Below are 20,108 nucleotides of genomic sequence, written 5' to 3'. Positions count from 1 at the left end.
TGTGCCTCGAGAACACCTTTCTAGCGACTCTTGCTGTATAGTCTTTTTTTTATTAAAACGAAATAAAAAACACTACTTAAAAATGTTGAACTTCTCAACTAAAAATAGCATAGCTTATATTGCTTGAATAAATATGAATTTCGAAGAATATTTATGCAGTTTTATTTTTTTGTTAGTGTATAAATAAACTTTTTAAGTCCTACATTACAGTCCTTAAGAGCAAAAACCGTAGCTCTAGAAAAATTGTTCTGTTAGCATGACGAACAAGTTAAACTTTAAGTAATCCTTTTTCGATAAAATATAAAGAACAAGTTCGTTCATAGAGTTATTTCATGGCGTTATTTCCAAAAAAAGTTCTTTATTTTTACAATACAGCATCTCAACAGAAAGAGATGTTCTTCCCCTCTCACGATCCTGTGCGACTTTATACATGTGGCCCTACGGTTTATGACTATGCTCATATAGGGAATCTTAGAACGTATATTTTTGAAGATATCCTCAAACGAACATTGTTGTTTTCAGGTTATTCTGTAACACACGTGATGAACATTACTGATGTTGATGATAAAACTCTTACAGGAGCGACTCGAAATAACATTTCACTGCAAGACTATACAGCTCCTTATACGCAGGCATTTTTTGAAGACCTTCAAATACTGAGTATCGTCAATGCGGATTTTTATCCTTATGCTACGCATTACATTCCACAAATGATTCAAGCGATTGAAAAGCTCTTACAACAAGGTACTGCCTATACTGGGCAGGATGGATCGGTATATTTTTCTATCCAACGTTTCCCGGACTATGGCAAACTTTCACACTTAGATTTCAATAGTTTACAATGTTATTCACGAACATCTACTGATGAGTATGACAAGGCAAACCCGAGTGATTTTGTCTTATGGAAAGCATACAACGCACAACGTGATGGTATCATTTATTGGGAAAGTCCTTTTGGTAAAGGACGCCCTGGATGGCATTTAGAATGTTCTGTCATGGCTATGGAGCTTTTGGGAGAATCCTTGGATATCCATGCAGGAGGTGTGGACAATATTTTCCCCCATCATGAAAACGAAATTGCTCAATCAGAAGCGCTTTCAGGAAAACCTTTTGTGCGTTATTGGTTACATTCAGAACATCTTTTAGTCGATGGGAAAAAGATGTCTAAAAGCTTAGGGAACTTTTTTACTTTACGTGACCTTTTAAATCGAGGTTTCTCAGGCCAAGAAGTACGCTATATGCTTCTAAAAAATCATTACCGCATGCCATTAAACTTTACGGAAAAAGAGCTATTTTCCTGTCGACAAGCGTTACGTCGTCTAAGAGATTTCATTATTCGTCTTGAAGATTCTCATCCTTCTGGGGAAGCTCCTTTACCAAAAACTTTGATGTGTGCTGATAAATTTTATACGAATTTTTCAACTGCTCTAGCAAACGATTTAAATATAGCTGTTGGTCTAGCCTCACTTTTCGATTTTGTTCATCAGGTCCATAGCTTCATGGACCATGGAAGTTTTTCTCAAGTCGATGCTCTTTATATTTTGAAGCTATTAAAGCAAATAGATCTTATCCTTGGGGTTATTCCTTTATCTACACCCATAGCGATTCCTCATGCTATTGTACAATTGGTTGAAGAACGAGAAAAAGCACGTAAAGAGAAAAACTGGGCAATGGCTGATGCTCTACGTGATGCGATAATCACAGCAGGATTTGTTATTGAAGACAGCAAATCAGGTCCTAAGGTAAAGCCCTTAAGTTGATGCATCTATACGGCGCATAACAGGAAAATAGAGTACATCCCTTATAGAGGCTGCGTCTGTTAAAATCATAACCAGTCGGTCTATGCCAATCCCGAATCCCCCAGCTGGAGGCATCCCCTGACATAGAGCTTCCAAGAATTCTTCATCTAGAGGATGACATTCGCTCTCAGGAAGCAACTCCTTCTTCATAAGCTGTTCTTCAAGTAATTTTCTTTGCTGAATTGGATCATTGAGTTCAGAATAAGCATTACATAATTCTTTACCAAGACAAAAACTTTCAAAACGTTCAACATACGTTCTATCCCCAGAACGCAATGTTTTGCATAAAGGTGTAGTTTCTATGGGATGATCTGTAATATGATGCGGAGCAACTAAATTTTCAGAGACAAGCTCATCGAATAGTAAGGCAATGAGCAGACCTCTTGGAGCTTGTGCAAAGGCCTGTTCAGGAAGGCGCGTTTGTGTTTTTAAAATTTTCTTCAATTCATGATTACTGTGCAAGTCTACATCAATTTTGCTATATACATGAATGCTTTCCTTCATTGTCATACGAATCCAAGGAGCCTTGAAATCTATTATTTGGGGTCCTTCTTTCCAATGAGAATAGCGAATTTCTGTACTCCCTTCGTTTAGAGAACGAACTAAGTATTCTATTAGGTTTTCTACAAAAATCATAATTTCATTATAATCCATATAAGCAGCATAGCTTTCTATCATAGTGAATTCAGGATTGTGGGTTTTATCCATTCCTTCATTTCTGAACACTTTGCCGACTTCATAAATACGAGGAATTCCGCCAACAAGAATCTTTTTGAGGGCAATTTCTAATGAGATACGGAGAAACATGTCGGTATGTAACGCTTCCAATTTCGTTGTAAAAGGTCGCGCTTCAGCTCCTCCATAGGTAGTTTGTAGTATGGGCGTTTCCACTTCTAAAAAGCCATGATCATCCATGTACTGACGGATGAGTTTAACGATACGGCTTCTTTTTACGAAGGTGTTGCTTGCTTCTGGAGAAGAGATGAGGTCCAACCAACGCTTACGATAACGTATTTCTTTGTCATGCAACCCTGCATGCTTATCTGGCAGGGAAAGTAGAGATTTGGAAAGTAATGTCACTGTTTCTACAAGAATAGTGAGCTCTCCAGAGTGGGTGAAGAAGAGATAGCCCTCAATCCCAAGGATATCCCCTAAATCAAGTTTTTTTTCGATAAATTTGAGTGGTGGAATTTCAGCATCTGCGAGAAGACCTTGTACAGAAGTAAACTCACGATTAAACATCACTTGAATTGTTTGATTATGGTCTAAAATTTGTCCAAAGGCATTTTTTCCCATAGAGCGAAAAAGAACAAGTCTACCCGCTAATTTTACTTTAGGTGTGGCTTTATTTAATGCACTTTCACTATCCCCTAAAGTTTGCATTAAAAATCTTTTTTTTATTTCTTCTACGCTTGTAACGCCAGGAAATACATAAGGATAAGGATTGATACCCAGTGCCAAGATAGCTTGAAGTTTACTATTTCTATATAAAAAATCTTCCTGATTTAAATATTCAGCCTTTGTGGACATTTTCCTCCTTGACTACGTTTCTTTTAAAGACTTCCCGCTTTCATAATAACACAAGTCCTCCAGTTTCTGGGTAATAGGACAACTGTTCCTAAGTGTACCTGTGAGTCGCAAGGACTAAGAAACTAAAAAGATTTTCGCAAAAATAGTAAAAAAGAAAAATCATTTCTTCTAAAAAAGAACTTGAGGATCTTTATATAGCCTATAGATTAAGAGTCATCCGAATTTTATTTACATACGTAGCAGGATCTAATTCTTCATAATGCATCCTCCCAAGCTCTTTACCGCTGCCATTGATGAAAACCAATTCAGGAAATCCGGAAACGCCATATTGATTTTTTAATTCACGATTCTTTTGTTTTTGCTCTTCATTTTGGTGTCCTTTTTTTTGTGGGAAATCGATTTCTACGATATGAAGATGTTTGTAAGCAAAAAGTGAAAATTGTGGAGTATTTAAAAGTTTCTCCTGCATTTTTATGCACCACATACACCAATCGGATCCTGTGAAGAATAAACAGATAGGCTTTCCATCTTTGTTAGATTGTTGCATAGCTTCTGAATAATCTTCCCAATTTAGAGCTGTCGATGCAATAACTTGCTTTTCAGGACTTATGTGATTCGAACGTTTTCGAGCTGCGCAGCAGGGCAATGTTAACAATAAACAAGCAGAAATAACACATCCTTGTAACCAAAGTTTCATATTTTATCCTTATGGTATGAGTTCTACAAACATGGTAGTACCATTATCTTATTTGCGATAAAATAAGAATAGAAATTCTTTTTCATGATTCCCTTAGGGGGAAATAGGAACAAATTGATTCAAAATGACAGATCCTTCGACTTATTTAACTATGCTTCGTCAAATTATGGAGCGTTATTTTGAACCAATCTATCCGACTCTTTCACATTTACAATCCTTGCACGTACCCAAACAAACACTTCTGCCTGTTTCAAAGACTTCTCCTACAGTTCTACCGATTACGAAATCTACGATTCCCAAGTCTTCCGTTGTAGAATGCGTCGTATCACCTCCTTCTTCCTATGAAAAGCCTCGATCTTCTTTTTGGGAATGTATTCCCCTACATCCTGACATCTCTCGTGAGCAAATTTTAAAGGAAAAATATCCTTCATTAACCAATAGAATTCTTTCTGAGCTTCCAAAAATTCCTTGTGGGATTTTTGTAAATGAAGATAGCGATAATGAAATACTTTTCTTTAATAGATTGGCGAAGATTCTTACCCAACAACTATTTCCTACACATCTTATTTTGATGCACACTCAAACATGTATTTTCAATTCTACCCATCTTTTTTTAGGTCTAGCTCCTTTAAGCGCGATTCGTTATAAATTTCCTAATGCATGTTATCATCAATCTCTCATATACAATGGCAGTACTCTTCTTCCTCTCTATTCTTCCCTACAGTATGAACAGGATATGCAGTTAAAACGAGACTTATGGGCCATACTGAACCGTCTACCTTTCGCTTATACGCAGAAGTCATAGTCGCTTCTAATATTAACAAGACCCTCGATTATGGGATTCCTAAAGATTTTGAATTTATTACTCGAGGCACTGGCATTATCATATTTCTTCGGGGGACAAAAAAGATTGGGGTTATTCATAAGGTAAAGACCTCTACAGCTTGTAAATATGTCCTACCCATTTTAGGAGTCCTTGATTCTGAAGTCACACTCTCAAAAGACCTTCTAGACTTGATGTTTTGGATGAGCCGCTATTATTTTGCTCCTTTAGGAAAAACTTTGCGGCTGTTTCTCCCTGATGTTTCTTCAAACACAATTCAACCAAAGCAACACTACCGGGTTCTTTTAAAGCAGAGCAAAGCCAAAATTCGTGAGCTAGTGCAACAGTTGAAAAAAGACCATCCTGGCCAAGCATCGGTATTAACAACTTTGCTCAACTGTTCTTCTCCTCCTCGTCTCTCTGTACTTATGGAGCACGCCAAAGTTTCCCAATCTCCAATTACCTCTTTAAACAAACTTGGTGTTTTGGAAATCATAGATGCCTCAAAATTAGAAATCCAAGAAGACAAACTTTCTTTTTTTCTCTCAGATCACACTATATTACATCCTGAACAACAAAGTGCTATTGATAAGGTTACTGAATCTTTGGCGGCATCTCAATTTCATACTCATCTACTCTTTGGAATCACAGGAAGTGGGAAAACTGAAGTCTATTTACGTACGATTAGCAAAGCACATAGTCAAGGGAAAAGTGCTATTCTTTTAGTTCCCGAAATTACATTGACTATTCAAACCTTGACATTATTTAAAGCACGTTTTGGGAAAGCAGTGGGAGTTCTTCACCATAAGCTTAGTGATAGCGATAAAAGTCGTGTATGGCGCGAAGCTGCTAAAGGGACCATTCGTATTCTCATAGGACCACGTTCAGCATTATTTTGCCCTATGAAGAACCTTGGCCTTATTATTGTAGATGAAGAGCATGATTCTGCCTATAAGCAAACGGAAAGTTCTCCGTGTTACCACGCTCGTGATGTTGCTGTGATGCGAGGAAAACTCTCTGATGCTACTGTTGTCCTTGGAAGTGCTACGCCTAGCTTAGAAAGCTATACTAACGCGCTATCAGGAAAATATACACTCTTGATCTTATCTTCTCGAGCTGTGGCTATTCATCTTCCCAAGGTTTCCCTAATCAATATGAATTTAGAAAGAGAAAAATCTAAGAAGAAAATTCTCTTTTCTCAATTAGTTTTAAAAAAAATAGAACAGCGTCTTGAGGCCGGAGAACAAACTTTGATTTTCTTTAACCGCCGAGGCTATCACACTAGTGTTTCTTGTGCTTCGTGTAAACACACATTAAAGTGCTCTCACTGTGATATGGTGCTTACTTTTCACAAATATGCAAACGTTCTCCTTTGTCATCTTTGTAATTCGTCACCTAAAAATCTTCCCAAGTCTTGTCCTCAATGTTTGGGGACCATGACATTACAATACCGTGGTTCAGGAACAGAAAAAATAGAGAAAGTATTACATCAAATATTCCCTCAGATGCGTATAGTACGTATTGATTCGGACACAACAAAAATTAAAGGCAGTCACGAATCTTTATTAAAACAATTTGCGACTGGAAAAGCTGATCTTCTCATTGGCACTCAGATGATTGCCAAAGGCATGCACTTTCCTGGAGTCACACTCGCTGCAATTCTCAATGGCGATTCGGGATTATATATTCCTGATTTCCGTGCTTCTGAGCAAGTCTTTCAGCTAATCACTCAAGTAGCAGGAAGATCAGGGCGTAGTCATTTGCCTGGAGAGATTCTTATTCAATCCTTTCTTCCTGACCACGCGACGATTCGTTGTGCTATACAACAAAATTATGTGATTTTTTACGAACAAGAAATTCCTGGGAGAGCGTTATGTGACTATCCTCCTTTCACTCGTCTTGTGCGTTGTATTTTCATTGGTAAATGCCCAAAGCATACGTGGTGTGAAGCAAAGCGTGTTCATATGCTTTTAAGAACGCTGCTAGAAAATACTACCCATCTTATGCAGGTTACCCCTTGTGGACATTTTAAAATTAAAGATGTTTTTCGTTATCAATTTTTGATTAAAAGCAAACAAGTACTTCCTGTGAATAAAAAGCTTCACGAAGCATTACTTCTTGCAAAGCTTTCGCCAAAAGTGAAATTCATGATCGACGTAGACCCGATCACAACCTTTTTCTAAATACCTATTGAGAATTTGTATCAAGCAATTCACTTCATCAATAGTGTTATAAGCATGAAGGTTTACGCGCAAAAAAGGGGGGGTAAAAAAAGCAACAACGCCCACGTTAAGGTTTGCAGCTTCTAAAGTCGCAATAGCGTTATTCAGGTGAGTTCCTATAAATATAGGCTGCACACAACCAAGAGCTTGCGCAGGATAATGTGCAGCAAAGTATTTTTGTAGATTGAACACCTGCTGTCGAGCTTTCTTTCCTTCAGATTCTAAAAAATCATAAGCTACACCGACAGTAATTAATGTATGAGGGGACACCAATGTGGAGTAGCGGAGGGGGGGAGAATTATGCATGAGGTCTTTTTTAACTTCTGGTGACGTCATCAATGCAGCTCCCATAGCTCCCATAGCTTTCCCATAAGTTACCAATACAGCGTAAAAGTGTTCGTAACCCCACTGGTGACATAACCCTCTTCCTTGATTGCCAAAAATGCCTATAGCATGAGCTTCATCTACAACCAAATGAGCGTTATATTTTGAAGCTAATCCCATAATTTCACTTAAAGGAGCTAAGGACCCTGTAAAAGAGTATACTGAACAGATAAAGATAAAGATTCTTCCCGAAGAGGACGCTCTATAGGTCTGAAGAAGCTGCTCTAAATGGTTTAAGTCATTATGACGAAAAGATTCATGCTGTCCTGAAATTACGCATAAGCTTTTCTGCACCGACATATGGATTTCTTCATCCCAGAGCAGAATATCGCTACTCAGAGAGAGATGGTAACACAGCCCAAGATTTGCTATATATCCACTGCCCGCAAAAAAAGCGCTAGCAGCTCCATGAAATTCAGCTATTTTATGTTCTAAGTCTTCTAGAATCTGAGAAGTCCCAACCATAAGACGTGAACCACACATGCCTAGTTTTTCATTCGGAAACTCCTGACAATAGACATGATAACGCCTACTTACTTCATAACAAAGCGTTGAAGAACGGGCAAAACCTAGAAAATCATTCGTTACAAAATCTATAGGATCGCAAGTAATCAAAAACTTCTCTCCCCACACACTCACAATACGTTAGTTCTTTAAGAGAACTCCTTTATTATTATGCGAATAGCGAAGCGGCTAAAGCATTTAAAGAAGCATAATTAGGCTTCCCAACACCGAGAAGAGGAATACTTTTAACTTGGTGTATGTAAGATACTTTTACTATTTTACTGGTTTCAGCATTTTTTAAGATATCATTTACTTCATGAAGTGTTGTAGAAAATGTCGTGAACAAACAAAGCTGTACCTTATTTTTAGGAACTGGACAGACAATAAAAGAAGTCTGTTCTTGGCCTGGGGATTCACCAAACCCTTGCCGTAATATGTCCTCCACAGCCTCTAAACTTATCATTTCACCTCCTATCTTTACGAATCGGCTTAACCTCCCTTCCAAGAATAAATCTCCGTGTGGATCAATGTATCCTATATCTCCTGTAACATACCATTGTTCTCTTCCAAGGGAGATAAACCCCTGTTGTGTAGTATCATTGAGATAGCCTGAGAATACTGAACTCCCTCGGACCACGATTAACCCCTGTTGTCCTAAGGGAAGCGGTGTGCGGGTTTCTTCGGAGAGAATCAATATTTCGATGCCGCTGATGGGCATTCCTACGCACTTTTGGTCTCTAGAGCTATCTGGTGCGGTGATTGTAATAACTGGAGAACATTCTGTGGCCCCATAACCCTGCCACAAGCTGATGTGAGGGTAGAGGTGTTTTATCTCTTTATAGAGACTGTCTTTGAACGCATCACCCCCTATGACAACAAGACGCAATGAATTTAGAGAAGCGCCTTCTTTTTTCGCAGTCTTCAAAATATAATCAAAAAAAACAGGAGTGCTTCCTAAAAAAGTGACTTCTTTAGTTTCTATAAATTCCACGGATTTTTTAGGATTTAGAGGATTGGCAACAAAAACAATAGGAAGACCGACAAGAAGAGGAAAGAGGCCACAGCAATTAAAACCATAAGCATGAAAAGGGGGCAAGAACCCAAGCATAACATCTTCTTGCGTTGGATTAAAAAATTCCATATAGGCTTCTTGGTTTGCTATCAGGTTCTTGTGAGTAAGAGGAACTCCCTTAGGAGATTTTTCTGTTCCTGAAGTAAATAGGATGACCGCGATATCGTTACCCTGTAGATGTTTAATCCCAAAAATTCTTAATAACCAGGAAGGTGGGAGCTTCGAATATAAGCCTATACGACATTTATCCCACCAAGAAAGATGAGGACGGACTTCTTCCATGTAGATAAAATTAAAAGGATAATCTACGGGTCCATGAGTACGACTAAGATGCTCAACAAACTGTGATGAAGACAAGACTCTGTTCACCTTAGCGTTCTCTACGCACAAGCGCAGCTCTCTGACACCTTGAGTCCAATTAATCATTACAGGAATTTTACCTGCCAGTAATAGTCCAAAATATGCAATATAAGCTCCTGCAGAAGCTGGCATCATCACCCCGATTTGAGATTCTGGGAAGTCCGAACTTTTGATTGCGATCGCGATGATAGCTTTAAGCATATCGCTATAAGATAGTGCACCTAGATACTCATCAAAACAAGCGATCTCTGAGTTATATTCAGAACATACAATTAAAAAATTTTCTATAATTGTAGATCCTGACTGCAACTTTAATTTACGTGCTTCCTTGATTGGTTTATTCCATCGATTGTGCATATCTAGCTCTTGTTTATTGTATAAGGAACTTCTATAGGGAAATCCTCTTGGTCTTGATTAAACCAAGAAGACAAGAAAGCATTTAGGTCTTGCTTAGCAGGAAACTGCTGCAAAAAACTATGATCAACTTGACATACAGTAATTTTGACAAATCGCTTGGGCATAAAAAACAACCCACAACGTAATAAAGCAAACAGACTTTCTTTGTATACACGCACTAATGCTGGTGATGTTTTTTTCTTATAGCAAGAAAAAGCGCTTCCCCACAAGCCTGAGATTCTCACTAAAACTACATTACACTGTTTGGCTTTATGTAATAGCGTATAAGCAGAATTCTGATTAAGAATATTTTCCTTACCAGTTTTTGATAGCCTCCCTGAGGGATACAAAAGAACGCTTCCTCCTGTATTCAAAACAGAGACCACGTTTTTATAATAGCGATCTACACGCTCTAGAGTTTCATCTGTGTTTTTCCCCGGGATAATTTGAGGTACAGGAATAGCCTGCACAATATGGAGAAACCAACGAATTATAGGGTCGTCAAATAGGTAATCACCAGCGAGAGGACGCAGATGAAAATTGTTCCAAAAGAGCACTTCCAAAATGACAGGGTCAATTTTTGCCATATGATTGGACAGAAATAAGCAACCTTGTTTAGGATTAAGATGGAGTGCTTGCATACCTTCAACTCGGAGGCGATAGCGTAATTTAAGCAACGTGCTTATTAAAAATGCACAAATACGCTTATAAGTAGTCTGCCATAACCCTTTTATCATAAGTTTCCTTGCATTTCGGTTAACAGCATAACACTACTACCTAAACCTCAATAGAGCTACTTCGCGTGAGTTTAATATAATCTTAATTTTTGATAATATCCTTATCTATATATTTCTGGAAAAATCATGATACGGGCGCACCTTCCTAACTACCAAAACGTCGCCGAATCTATTGTTCTGAAAATTATCAATGAACTTATCAATTACCGAAATCAACACTCCCTAGTACCTACTTGGACAAAACCTGATGGCTCCTTTGTAACTCCTCCAGATTACGGCATTCAGTATTATCTTCAAAAGCAACTCTGTGCTGCTTTTCCAAATATTCCTTTTATTGGTGAGGAGATAATTCTTGATGAAGATTGGGAGAAAGTTCCCGAGATTTTAAAATTTGTTCACCGATTGGATCCAAGTGCTTCGACTAATGATATAATACGTACTCTAGAATTTAGGCCAGATTCCACGTCATTGTTTTGGCTTGCAGATCCTATTGATGGTACGGCAGGGTTTATTAAAAATCGTTATTTTGCCATTGCTTTATCCTTAATATACCAATATCAGCCTGTCTTAACTGTGATGGCTTGTCCGTCTTATCATCAAACGTTTAAGATTTATTCGGCAGGTAAAGATCTTGGCATGTTTATTTCAGATGCTACACAACGCAGGCATCGTGTTGTTTATACAGAGAAAGTGCGTACAGGAAAATTCTGTGAGGCATCGTTAGCAGCACGCAACCAACAACATCATGCAACGCGTCTTTTTAGCCTTGGGTTACCTGATCAACCACGTCCTCATCGTGTAGAAAGCCAATATAAATATGCTTTAGTTGCTGAAGGGGCTGTAGATTTTTTTATTCGTTATCCCTTTACCCATGGGCAAGCCCGTATTTGGGATCACATTCCCGGAGCATTTCTTGTGGAAGAATCTGGAGGACAAGTTACAGATGTGTTTGGAGCCTCCTTAAATTATAATAAAGAGAAACTTAGCTTAGAAAATCATCCGATAATTCTTGCTTCAGGAAGTAAAAAAATTCATGAAGTAACACTTGAAGCACTGCAATGCTATTTAACGTCTTCTAAGAATTTAGCAGCTCATGAAACATAGGCAGCAAGAGTTTCTTCAACAAAAAGATCGGATAAAGTTACAAGATCTTTCCCAGTGACTTCACTTTTAGCATAAAGGTTGCGAAGAATATGTGGAAGTTGTTCTATTTTAGCACGTGTGGCTTTTGGTGCATAGGGTTGGCCAACAGCTGAGACAACGTTTATTAATCCTCCTGCATTCACTAAATAATCTGGAGCATAGAAGATCCCCCTTTCATGAAGAATAGCACCTAGGGAACTATCTTCAAGCTGATTATTAGCTGCACCGACAATAGCCTGACAATGGAAATCAAAAACATTATCTAAACGAACTGTATTTCCTCGAGCACAGGGAGAAAAAATATCACATTCCATAGTAGGCAACTCTTCTACAGGGACAACTGTAGCTCCATAGAGATGCGCTGCGGTCTTAAGAGTAGATTCTGCAATATCTGAAATATAGAGCTCCGCTCCGCTAAAAAATAGTGTTTGTAGCAACCGCTTTCCCACAGAGCCAATTCCTTCAATAGCAATCTTCCTTCCCCTAAGTGACGGACAACCCCAGAGTTTTTGTGCTGTCTCTTGCATACAGAGGAAAAGCCCATGCGTAGTGTATATAGATGGGTTTCCACTAATCTCAGGAAGGCCGCAAATATAGGAAGTTTCTTTTGCTATGGTGGCAACGGCTTCTATAGATACGCCTAAGTCTAAAGCACAGATATACTTACCCTCAAGAGCATTAACTGCCTGGCCAAATGCCTGTAACATCTCATCCGTAAGGTAAGGGGCATCTTTAGAAAGAATAATTACACTCTTTCCTCCGCCTGTTCCTGTATTGCTAATGACTGCTTTATACGTCATTCCTTTTGCCAGTCGCAAAACATCGCTGCAAGCATCATCAAAAGAATTGTAAAGAAAAGCACGTACCCCGCCTAACGCAGGGCCTACAGCAGTTTGGTGAATAGCAATAATTGCATGTAAACGTGCTTCTAAACAAGAGACTTCAATAACACGTTCGTAATCTGCTACTTTTAATTCTTTAAAATCTATATGATATTTCATAACTTCACCTAATTAGAGAAGATAAAGTATTCTAGAATTTTAATTAGAAGTCAATTAAGATGTACCTTCTCTTAAAAGAACTTGCGTGCTAGTTTAAACTTGTTGAAAATTAGATTATAAAAAATGTTTATAGTGAGAACAACTTATGTCTAAAAAACTCTCTTGTGTTACTCATCCTTGGCATACTCCTGTATTGAGTCAGGACAATTATGAATCCTTGTGTTGTTACATAGAAATCACTCCTCAAGATGCTGTAAAATTTGAATTAGATAAAACGACAGGACTATTAAAAGTAGATAGACCACAAAAATTTTCTAATTTTTGCCCTTGTCTTTATGGATTGCTCCCTCAGACATACTCTGGAGATATCTCTGGAAGATACAGTGGAGAACAAATCCGCCGAAGCAACATTCAAGGGGACAAGGATCCTCTAGATGTTTGTGTTCTTACAGAAAAAAATATTTCTCACGGGAATATTTTATTACAAGCTCGCCCTATAGGAGGACTCCGTATTATTGATTCTGGAGAAGCTGATGACAAGATTATCGCTATTCTTGAAGATGATTTAGTTTTTGCAGAAATTGAAGATATTTCAGATTGTCCAGGAACAGTATTAGACATGATCCAACACTACTTTTTAACTTATAAAGCTACTCCCGAGCAGTTAATTAAAGGGAGTCCTGCAAAAATAGAAATTGTAGGGATTTATGGTAAGAAAGAAGCACAAAAAGTCATTCAATTAGCTCAGGAAGATTACTTATCTTATATTGGAGAAGCTACGGTAATGAGCTGATCTTTAAGGAGAGCGTTTTCTCTCCTTAAATTTTAAAAGGAAAGCAGATAGTTATTTATAAATTTATCTGCTTCCAAAGTGAGTTGTCGTAATTCAGGGAAGTTTAGTAATCGAGCGCCTTCTTGTAAAGATAGCCACTGACTATCACAAATTTCTTGAGGATCTGTATGGACGTCACCGCGAACTTCGGCAAGGAAATATGTGACTTCCTTACGAATAAAATCTTGGTTTTCATTATCAAATGAATACTGATCTACAAGAACTTTGGGGAAGAAGTTGACAATGCTCAATCCTGTTTCTTCAACTAATTCACGTTCTGCTGCTTCTTGAGGTCCTTCCCTATCTTCAGGATGTCCTTTGGGAAACCCCCAATGTTTACCTCGAGTATGGCAAATGAAACAAGCTCGCAGTGTACTTTTATCGGGAGTACCGAAAAATTTTATCGGAATAATACCAAAAGAATATTCATACTTTGTCTTAATCATATTAGGGTGTGTACCTCGAGAACAATACAGTTGAATTATGTCCACCAAAACCAAAAGAATTGGACATGGCAACATCAATATCCCAATCTTGCGCTTTATTTGCAACTACATCAAAGTCATCAATTTCTGCGATCGGGTGTTCTAAATTAATTGTAGGATGGAGCTTACCAGAGAGTATTGCTTGAATTGTGACAATTGCCTCAACACCTCCTGCACCTCCCAAACAATGGCCAATTAAAGATTTGGTAGAATTCATACGTAAATTTTTTACATGGTTACCGAAAACTTTTTTCATAGCTAAGGCCTCTGAAATATCCCCTAAGGGAGTAGATGTCCCATGAGCATTAATATAATTTACTCGTTCTTTAGGAATGCCAGAGCTCTCTAGTGCTCCAAGCACACATGCGGTAATCCCTTCTCCATCATCTCTAGGGGCGGTAATATGAAAAGCATCACATGTGACATAGCTACCGAGCACTTCAGCAAAAATAGGTGCATCGCGACGTAAAGCATTCTCCAGTGTTTCTAAAACTAAAACTCCTGCTCCTTCTCCGAGGACAAATCCATCTCTATCTCTATCCCAAGGACGCGAAGCCCGCTCAGGTGCATCATTTCTTACTGATAAGGCTCGATTAGCAATAAATCCTTCTAATCCTATACGATTTACAGCAGCCTCAGTTCCCCCACAGATGATGACATCAGCTCGACCCGAGATTAAATGCTGATAAGCAGCTTCTATACAAAAATTTGATGTTGCACATGCTGTAGAGATGGAATAGTTCGGTCCCATTAAACCATAGTCTATGGCAATTAGAGCTGGGGCCATGTTTGTGATGATATAAGGTATGAAAAAGGGGGAGATTTTCCTGTGAGAAATAAGGAGCTTTTCCATGCCTTCATCTAAAGTAGATAACCCACCCATTCCAGAGCCGATCACTACTCCACAACGCAAAGGATCTGCAGGAAGATGCTCCTTGTCCCATTGAGACATAGCTATTGCTTTTTTGGCAGCAACCACAGCAAAGGTAATGAAAGGATCTACACGTCGGGCTTGCTTTTTGTCTAAGTAAGGCTCAGAATTAAATTCAGGGACCCATGCAGCAAAGCGTGTGGCTTGCTCGTCACAAGGAAAAGTCGTAATTGCACGTACACCACTTATACCAGCGAGTAAATTCTCATAAAATGCATCTATTTCATTGCCAAAACAAGATACAACACCAAGTCCTGTAACTACGACACGCTTTTTGTTCATGCGGCATTATACTCCATCAAGAAGCTAGAAGTTTGGATATGATAGTAGAACCGTCTTTCCATAACTCTTCCAAACGATACTTTTCTCGAACTGTGGAGATAAATATATGAATAATGATGAATCCATAATCTATAACTACCCAATCGCTATGGATGAGTCCTTCCACATGGAGAGGACTGAGACTTTGTTCCTTTAATTCTTGAATTATTGTTTCAGCTAAAGCTTTAACATGAGCGGCTACATTCCCTTCAGCAAATACGAAATAATCGGTAAGCCCTGAAATGGCACGTACGTCTAAGACTATCGCGTTTTTCCCTTTCTTTTTATCAATAGCCTTAATAATTACTTTCAATAAATTAAAACAAAACAACTCCATAAAAACTGGTTCGAGAATACCTGATTGTCTAAGATAAGGTCGAGCTTTTTTTTAAAAGCTCTTAAATGATATTCCAGTAATATTTTTTAGCCATTTTTTTTAATCTCCCTTGAGGACGTACGACAGTTTTTTCTTCTCCCAACATAAGAAAAGGAAGGTCTAAAATATGATCTGAAAATGTGTGGCTCCTCGCTTGATTTATTTTTTTTAAAAAACTAAGAATTTGTGCTTTCTTTTCTCCTGTTAAACACTTTTTAATATTTACTATCTCAGCAGATTGTTTCTGATAACATGAAGCATACCAAATTTTAATCCCCAAATATTCTGCTATAGGCCCAACAATAAAGTCGGGGGAGGAAGAGAAAAGAAAAACTTGACTATTAGCTTCTCCAAAAGCTTCGTCAAGTTTTTCTAAAACAGGAATATAAAAATCTGCCATGTTCAGATGCGCAACCAAATCTACAGCCACACCGTAAAGGTCATCACAAGGAACAGTAACTAACAGATTGCTCACAATACAATTGTATAAAGAAGGGAGGTCGGGAAATAGTTTAAATTTAAGAAAACGATATAGACAAGTAGGGACACTTTTATAAGGAAAGAGACCTTGCATAAGTGCATAACGATAAAACTTCCAACTACTATTCCCTTTTAGCAATGTGCCATCCAAATCAAAAGCGTATATGCAACGTTGCCTCATGTGAACTGCTGAATCTGTCGTTTCAAATTTAGAATACTTTCATCAAGTTCTTCAAGAGCACGTTTATCCTCTTCAACAAGAGCGCTGTATTGCATGGCGCGGTCAAAATCTAATCCTGAGGAGCCTAATAATTTTTTATCATGCGCCAATTTATTTTTTAGCTCCCTACGCCTTTCTTGTCTTTGAGTAAGCACTTGACGCATATTAGCAAGTCTTTCTCGAGAATCTGGAGAAGATAGAAGCTGTGCTTCAAAAAAGTCTATAATAGTTTGAAAAGTCAGACTTAACTGATTATCTAGCGTAATTTTTTCCGATAGAGGTAAAAAAGACATCTTTGTTAATGCTTCTTTTAGTTCTTGCCACTCGGCTCGAGATTCTTTCCCAATTTTCCCTTCAGTACAAGCTTGAGAGAAAGCCCCTATACGTGCAGAGAGAGTGCGAATCGCCTCTTGTTTTGTCTTTTTGTCTTTTGCTAAGTTTTCTTGGTAATTCTGCTCTGCTATTTCTTGCTTTTCGCGTAATTGATCAAATAGAAGTTGAAGTTCATTTTTTAAAGCGATAACATCCCCGTGAATTAGATCAAGATTGCGAATACGTTTTACGATTCCGTCAAGGGTTTTGCGAACTGTAGCAAGATCGTGTTCTTCGGTGAGAAGAGTCGCTGCATTAGCTAATAATTGACGTATTTCTTTTGCGTTCTCTCCGGATGCTGTACGAAGGCGTCCCTGTTCTTGACGAATCTGTTTTTCCATGCCCTTCAATTGATCCCAGCACCTGCTAAGTTTCAAGCGTGTATCAGCAAAAACAGAAGACGAAACAAAAAGTCTTTTAGCAGCATGTTGGAGGTTTTTGATTTCTTTTCTTAAAAAAAAAACAGAACGCTTCAATGTTTCCTTACATGCTTTTTCAAAATGTTTTGCAACAAAAGCATCTACATCGTCTGTAAAAGTTTTGCTTACTTTGTCAATAAAATCTTTACGCTGAGGAAATACATGATTTCCTAAAATAGAGAGGCGTTGAAAAAACTTGCTTTTCAATCGCATCCGCATACCAACACTCATAAGTTCTTTACGAAGATCTATAATCTTTGCGGCAAAGCTACTTAGCCATAAAAGTGCTATGTGATACTCTTTATAAAATTCTCGATGTGTTTCTAAAGCCTGTGTTTCTAAAAAGCCATGATCTTCTTCTTGAAAAGCCGCTATATCTGCATTTTGATGTTGCAAAAATGCAGCAATATCTTGTTCTAAACAAGATATTGCTAATTCGATCTGACCAATAATAAAAGATCCCTCTTGATCCTGTAGAGCTTTAAGATGTCGTCCTTCTTTCGTTAATTCGATATACCAACGCCATGCATCTGCGCGTTTTACGGTATTTTCAATTTGGTGAAATAAAGGTAAGCAATGCTTTCTTACTGCCCAAAACAATTTCAAATTCGGCTCCAAATTACACTTTAGAGCTTCCTCCATCTTCTTTAAGGTAAAAGAAACCTGATCTTCTAGAGAAGAATGTTCAGCCAATTCTGTAATAAATGCAGATAATAATTCATCTGACGTTTCGAGAGATTGTACTCCTTCGCCGGCCATTTTAGATTCACTACTGAATACCGCAGTGGAGTCTTTTTCCGTTTCTAAAGTATGAAAGCTGTTGTCTGAAGTATCCATAATAACAACTTGAAATGTGGGGCTTGACAAAGAAAATCAACAGAAGCTAAAGTCTGCTTCGCTTACACTTTATCGTCAATGGTTTTATGAGTCCTTATAAAAGAATTTCTTTTAAAGAAGGACTAGAAATGTTTATTTCTTGGCCATTGGACAAACTTCAATGTATTGCGAATACTATTCGCCAACAACGCTATCCTTTAAATGAAGTCTCCTATGTTCTTGATGCCAATCCCAATTATACAAATATTTGCAAAGTAGATTGTATTTTTTGTGCGTTTTATAGAAAACCGAAATATCCGGATGCATATTTACTTTCTTTTGATGATTTTCGTATTTTATTACAGCGCTATATAAAATTGGGGATTAAGACAGTACTTTTACAGGGAGGAGTTCACCCCTCTTTAGGGATGGATTATTTTGAGGAGCTTACTCGCATTACGATTCAAGAATTTCCTACAATTCATCCTCATTTTTTTTCTGCAGTAGAAATAAATCATGCAGCTCAGGTGTCGGGGATGAGCAATGAACAAGCCTTACAACGACTTTGGGATGCAGGGCAGCGTACAATTCCTGGAGGAGGAGCGGAATGTTTATCTGAAAGAGTTCGAAAGATTCTTTCTCCAAAAAAAATGGGGCCTGATGGATGGATAAACTTTCATAAGCTTGCTCACTCTCTGGGATTTAGTAGCACAGCAACAATGATGTTTGGTCATGTGGAGACTCCTGAGGACATTCTCATACATCTCAATACACTTCGTGATGCACAAGATATGCATCCAGGATTCTATAGTTTCATTCCTTGGAGTTACAAACCCGCACATACTGCCTTAGGTTCTAGAATTCAAGTACAACGTACGGATGAAATGTACTATCGCATTTTAGCCATAGCTAGAATCTTTTTAGATAACTTTGATCATATTGCGGCTTCTTGGTTTAGTGAAGGGAAAAGTACAGGTGCGCAAGCCTTACACTATGGTGCTGATGATTTTGGGGGCATAATTTTAGATGAAAGTGTGCATAAGTGTGCAGGATGGTCTATACAAAGTTCTAAAGAAGAAGTGTGTTCCCTCATTCGTTCTCAGGGTTTTGTTCCCATTGAAAGAAATACCTTTTATCAACATGTTTCTAATACGGTTTGTCAGCTATGAAGTAAATAATCTTCTGCTATTTTTTCAGCTATAGCTTCGGCAGAAAGATTCGTAAGGGGCAACTCCCGAAATATAGGATAACGTTTAAACCAAGTTCTTTGTTTTTTAGTATACTGCCAACTATTAGACATGAACCGTTGTTTGACTAGGGAATAAAATTCTTCAGGTTCTCCTTTATCTATAAATTCTATCCATTCGCGATAGCCGATTGCTTTTGCAGCTGAAGAATTTTCTCGAATCCCTTGAAATAATAAATTTTTTACTTCATCTAATAACCCTGTTTTTAACATGGTCTCACAACGAGATTGGATATTGTGTTGCAAAAGTTCTTTTGAAGGAGAAAGAAACCAAGCGCGGTAGCAATACTCTGTGGATACTTTAGGAGCTACGCTCCATGAATGTTCGCTTACTTTCTTTCCTGACAACTGGATGATTTCTAAGCCACGAATAATTTTATTTTTATCATTTCTCGTAATAGTCTGGGCATAATCTGGATCTCTGAGGGTTAACTCATCATAGAGAAAAGTAAGCCCATGTTTTTCTACTTGTGCTTCTAACTGACTGCGTATCTGGTGATCTGCTGCAGGGCCTTCCGGAGGTCCTGAAAGGAAGGTATGGAAGTAAAAACCAGAGCCTCCGACTAAAATTGGCACTTTATTTCGTGATAAAATATTTTGACACGCTTGAGTCGCTTCATAATAGAAATCGACAACATTAAATGGCTCTTGGACATGACAAATATCAATTAGGTAATGAGGCACAGCTTGTCTTGCTTCCCAGGAAACTTTAGCAGTACCAATGTCCATCCCTCGATAGACTTGAGTAGAATCTACTGAAATTATTTCCCCATCAACCATTGGAGCAAGCAAGAGGGAAATTTCTGTTTTCCCCGATCCTGTAGGTCCAGCCAGCAAAATGACCGTACGCTTAAACAATTTCGCAAAAAGTTTTTGAAGATCAAGGCAAACATCATATTTAGTAATAGAGGTGGTGTCCGTTTGAAATTCAAAAGGAAACAT

At 38.1% G+C, this 20,108-nt stretch carries 18 protein-coding genes; 6 read left to right on the top strand and 12 right to left on the bottom strand.

The features are described 5' to 3' along the window. Positions 1–332 precede the first annotated feature (332 nt). Positions 333–1,760, top strand: coding sequence for a cysteine--tRNA ligase (gene cysS / locus Cs308_RS02680; protein ID WP_066482259.1), 1,428 nt, complete (start codon positions 333–335; stop codon positions 1,758–1,760). Here the strand turns inward: cysS and lysS are convergent. Then, positions 1,752–3,329 (bottom strand): lysine--tRNA ligase, encoded by a 1,578-nt coding sequence (lysS, locus tag Cs308_RS02675; RefSeq protein WP_066482256.1) that lies wholly within the window; start codon positions 3,327–3,329, stop codon positions 1,752–1,754. The genes cysS and lysS overlap by 9 nt on opposite strands. A gap of 199 nt (positions 3,330–3,528) precedes the next feature. Continuing rightward, the gene (gene dsbH, locus Cs308_RS02670; RefSeq protein ID WP_066482254.1) at positions 3,529–4,026 is read right to left on the bottom strand and encodes a disulfide reductase DsbH; all 498 of its coding nucleotides are present in this window, start codon (positions 4,024–4,026) and stop codon (positions 3,529–3,531) included. A 124-nt stretch (positions 4,027–4,150) separates the two neighbouring features. Between dsbH and Cs308_RS02665 the strand changes: the two genes are divergently transcribed. Next, positions 4,151–4,831, top strand: coding sequence for a hypothetical protein (locus tag Cs308_RS02665; RefSeq protein ID WP_066482251.1), 681 nt, complete (start codon positions 4,151–4,153; stop codon positions 4,829–4,831). Then, positions 4,783–7,032, top strand: coding sequence for a primosomal protein N' (gene priA, locus Cs308_RS02660; protein WP_066482249.1), 2,250 nt, complete (start codon positions 4,783–4,785; stop codon positions 7,030–7,032). The genes Cs308_RS02665 and priA overlap by 49 nt, the downstream gene beginning before the upstream one ends. On the opposite strand, the gene Cs308_RS02655 is transcribed toward priA, so the two are convergent. The 3 genes from Cs308_RS02655 to Cs308_RS02645 are packed head-to-tail and all read right to left on the bottom strand — an operon-like array spanning position 6,961 to position 10,524. Beyond that, positions 6,961–8,094 carry an aminotransferase class I/II-fold pyridoxal phosphate-dependent enzyme gene (locus tag Cs308_RS02655; protein ID WP_420834793.1) on the bottom strand — a complete coding sequence of 378 codons (1,134 nt, stop codon included), beginning with the start codon at positions 8,092–8,094 and terminating at the stop codon, positions 6,961–6,963. The two genes, priA and Cs308_RS02655, sit on opposite strands and share 72 nt — an antisense overlap. Positions 8,095–8,128: 34 nt before the next feature. Then, on the bottom strand, positions 8,129–9,748 hold the full coding sequence (locus Cs308_RS02650) for an AMP-binding protein (protein ID WP_066482248.1): 1,620 nt from the start codon (positions 9,746–9,748) through the stop codon (positions 8,129–8,131). Between the two features lie 2 nt (positions 9,749–9,750). Next, a complete protein-coding gene (locus tag Cs308_RS02645; protein ID WP_066482246.1) occupies positions 9,751–10,524 on the bottom strand; it encodes a lysophospholipid acyltransferase family protein in 774 nt (257 codons plus the stop codon). 129 nt (positions 10,525–10,653) lie between these two features. Here Cs308_RS02645 and Cs308_RS02640 point away from each other — a divergent pair, with 129 nt between their 5' ends. Beyond that, positions 10,654–11,628: an inositol monophosphatase family protein gene (locus tag Cs308_RS02640; protein WP_066483400.1), complete on the top strand. Its 975-nt coding sequence runs from the start codon at positions 10,654–10,656 to the stop codon at positions 11,626–11,628. Here the strand turns inward: Cs308_RS02640 and Cs308_RS02635 are convergent. Then, entirely contained in the window at positions 11,616–12,668 is a 1,053-nt protein-coding gene (locus tag Cs308_RS02635; protein ID WP_066482244.1) for a Glu/Leu/Phe/Val dehydrogenase family protein, read from the bottom strand. The two genes, Cs308_RS02640 and Cs308_RS02635, sit on opposite strands and share 13 nt — an antisense overlap. Positions 12,669–12,813: 145 nt before the next feature. Between Cs308_RS02635 and Cs308_RS02630 the strand changes: the two genes are divergently transcribed. Next, on the top strand, positions 12,814–13,461 hold the full coding sequence (locus Cs308_RS02630; protein ID WP_066482242.1) for an inorganic pyrophosphatase: 648 nt from the start codon (positions 12,814–12,816) through the stop codon (positions 13,459–13,461). A gap of 32 nt (positions 13,462–13,493) precedes the next feature. Here the strand turns inward: Cs308_RS02630 and Cs308_RS02625 are convergent, their stop codons facing one another. From Cs308_RS02625 to Cs308_RS02605, 5 genes are all read right to left on the bottom strand, one after another. Beyond that, positions 13,494–13,946 carry a bis(5'-nucleosyl)-tetraphosphatase gene (locus Cs308_RS02625; RefSeq protein WP_066482239.1) on the bottom strand — a complete coding sequence of 151 codons (453 nt, stop codon included), beginning with the start codon at positions 13,944–13,946 and terminating at the stop codon, positions 13,494–13,496. Position 13,947: 1 nt separating this feature from the next. Further along, on the bottom strand, positions 13,948–15,198 hold the full coding sequence (gene fabF / locus Cs308_RS02620) for a beta-ketoacyl-ACP synthase II (protein WP_066482238.1): 1,251 nt from the start codon (positions 15,196–15,198) through the stop codon (positions 13,948–13,950). Between the two features lie 16 nt (positions 15,199–15,214). Continuing rightward, on the bottom strand, positions 15,215–15,574 hold the full coding sequence (gene rsfS / locus Cs308_RS02615) for a ribosome silencing factor (RefSeq protein WP_066482236.1): 360 nt from the start codon (positions 15,572–15,574) through the stop codon (positions 15,215–15,217). Between the two features lie 61 nt (positions 15,575–15,635). Next, positions 15,636–16,274, bottom strand: coding sequence for a haloacid dehalogenase-like hydrolase (locus Cs308_RS02610; RefSeq protein ID WP_066482234.1), 639 nt, complete (start codon positions 16,272–16,274; stop codon positions 15,636–15,638). Continuing rightward, on the bottom strand, positions 16,271–17,941 hold the full coding sequence (locus Cs308_RS02605) for a coiled-coil domain-containing protein (RefSeq protein ID WP_066482232.1): 1,671 nt from the start codon (positions 17,939–17,941) through the stop codon (positions 16,271–16,273). The genes Cs308_RS02610 and Cs308_RS02605 overlap by 4 nt, the downstream gene beginning before the upstream one ends. 86 nt (positions 17,942–18,027) lie before the next feature. Between Cs308_RS02605 and mqnC the strand changes: the two genes are divergently transcribed. Next, the gene (gene mqnC / locus Cs308_RS02600) at positions 18,028–19,089 is read left to right on the top strand and encodes a cyclic dehypoxanthinyl futalosine synthase (protein WP_066482230.1); all 1,062 of its coding nucleotides are present in this window, start codon (positions 18,028–18,030) and stop codon (positions 19,087–19,089) included. Here mqnC and miaA read toward each other — a convergent pair. Next, entirely contained in the window at positions 19,080–20,108 is a 1,029-nt protein-coding gene (miaA, locus tag Cs308_RS02595) for a tRNA (adenosine(37)-N6)-dimethylallyltransferase MiaA (RefSeq protein ID WP_066482227.1), read from the bottom strand. The genes mqnC and miaA overlap by 10 nt on opposite strands.

This window comes from Candidatus Chlamydia sanziniae (assembly GCF_001653975.1).
GTDB classification, from domain to species: domain Bacteria; phylum Chlamydiota; class Chlamydiia; order Chlamydiales; family Chlamydiaceae; genus Chlamydia; species Chlamydia sanziniae.
The sequence above is the reverse complement of the archived record's forward strand: the minus strand, read 5'-3'. Positions and strand labels throughout refer to the sequence as shown.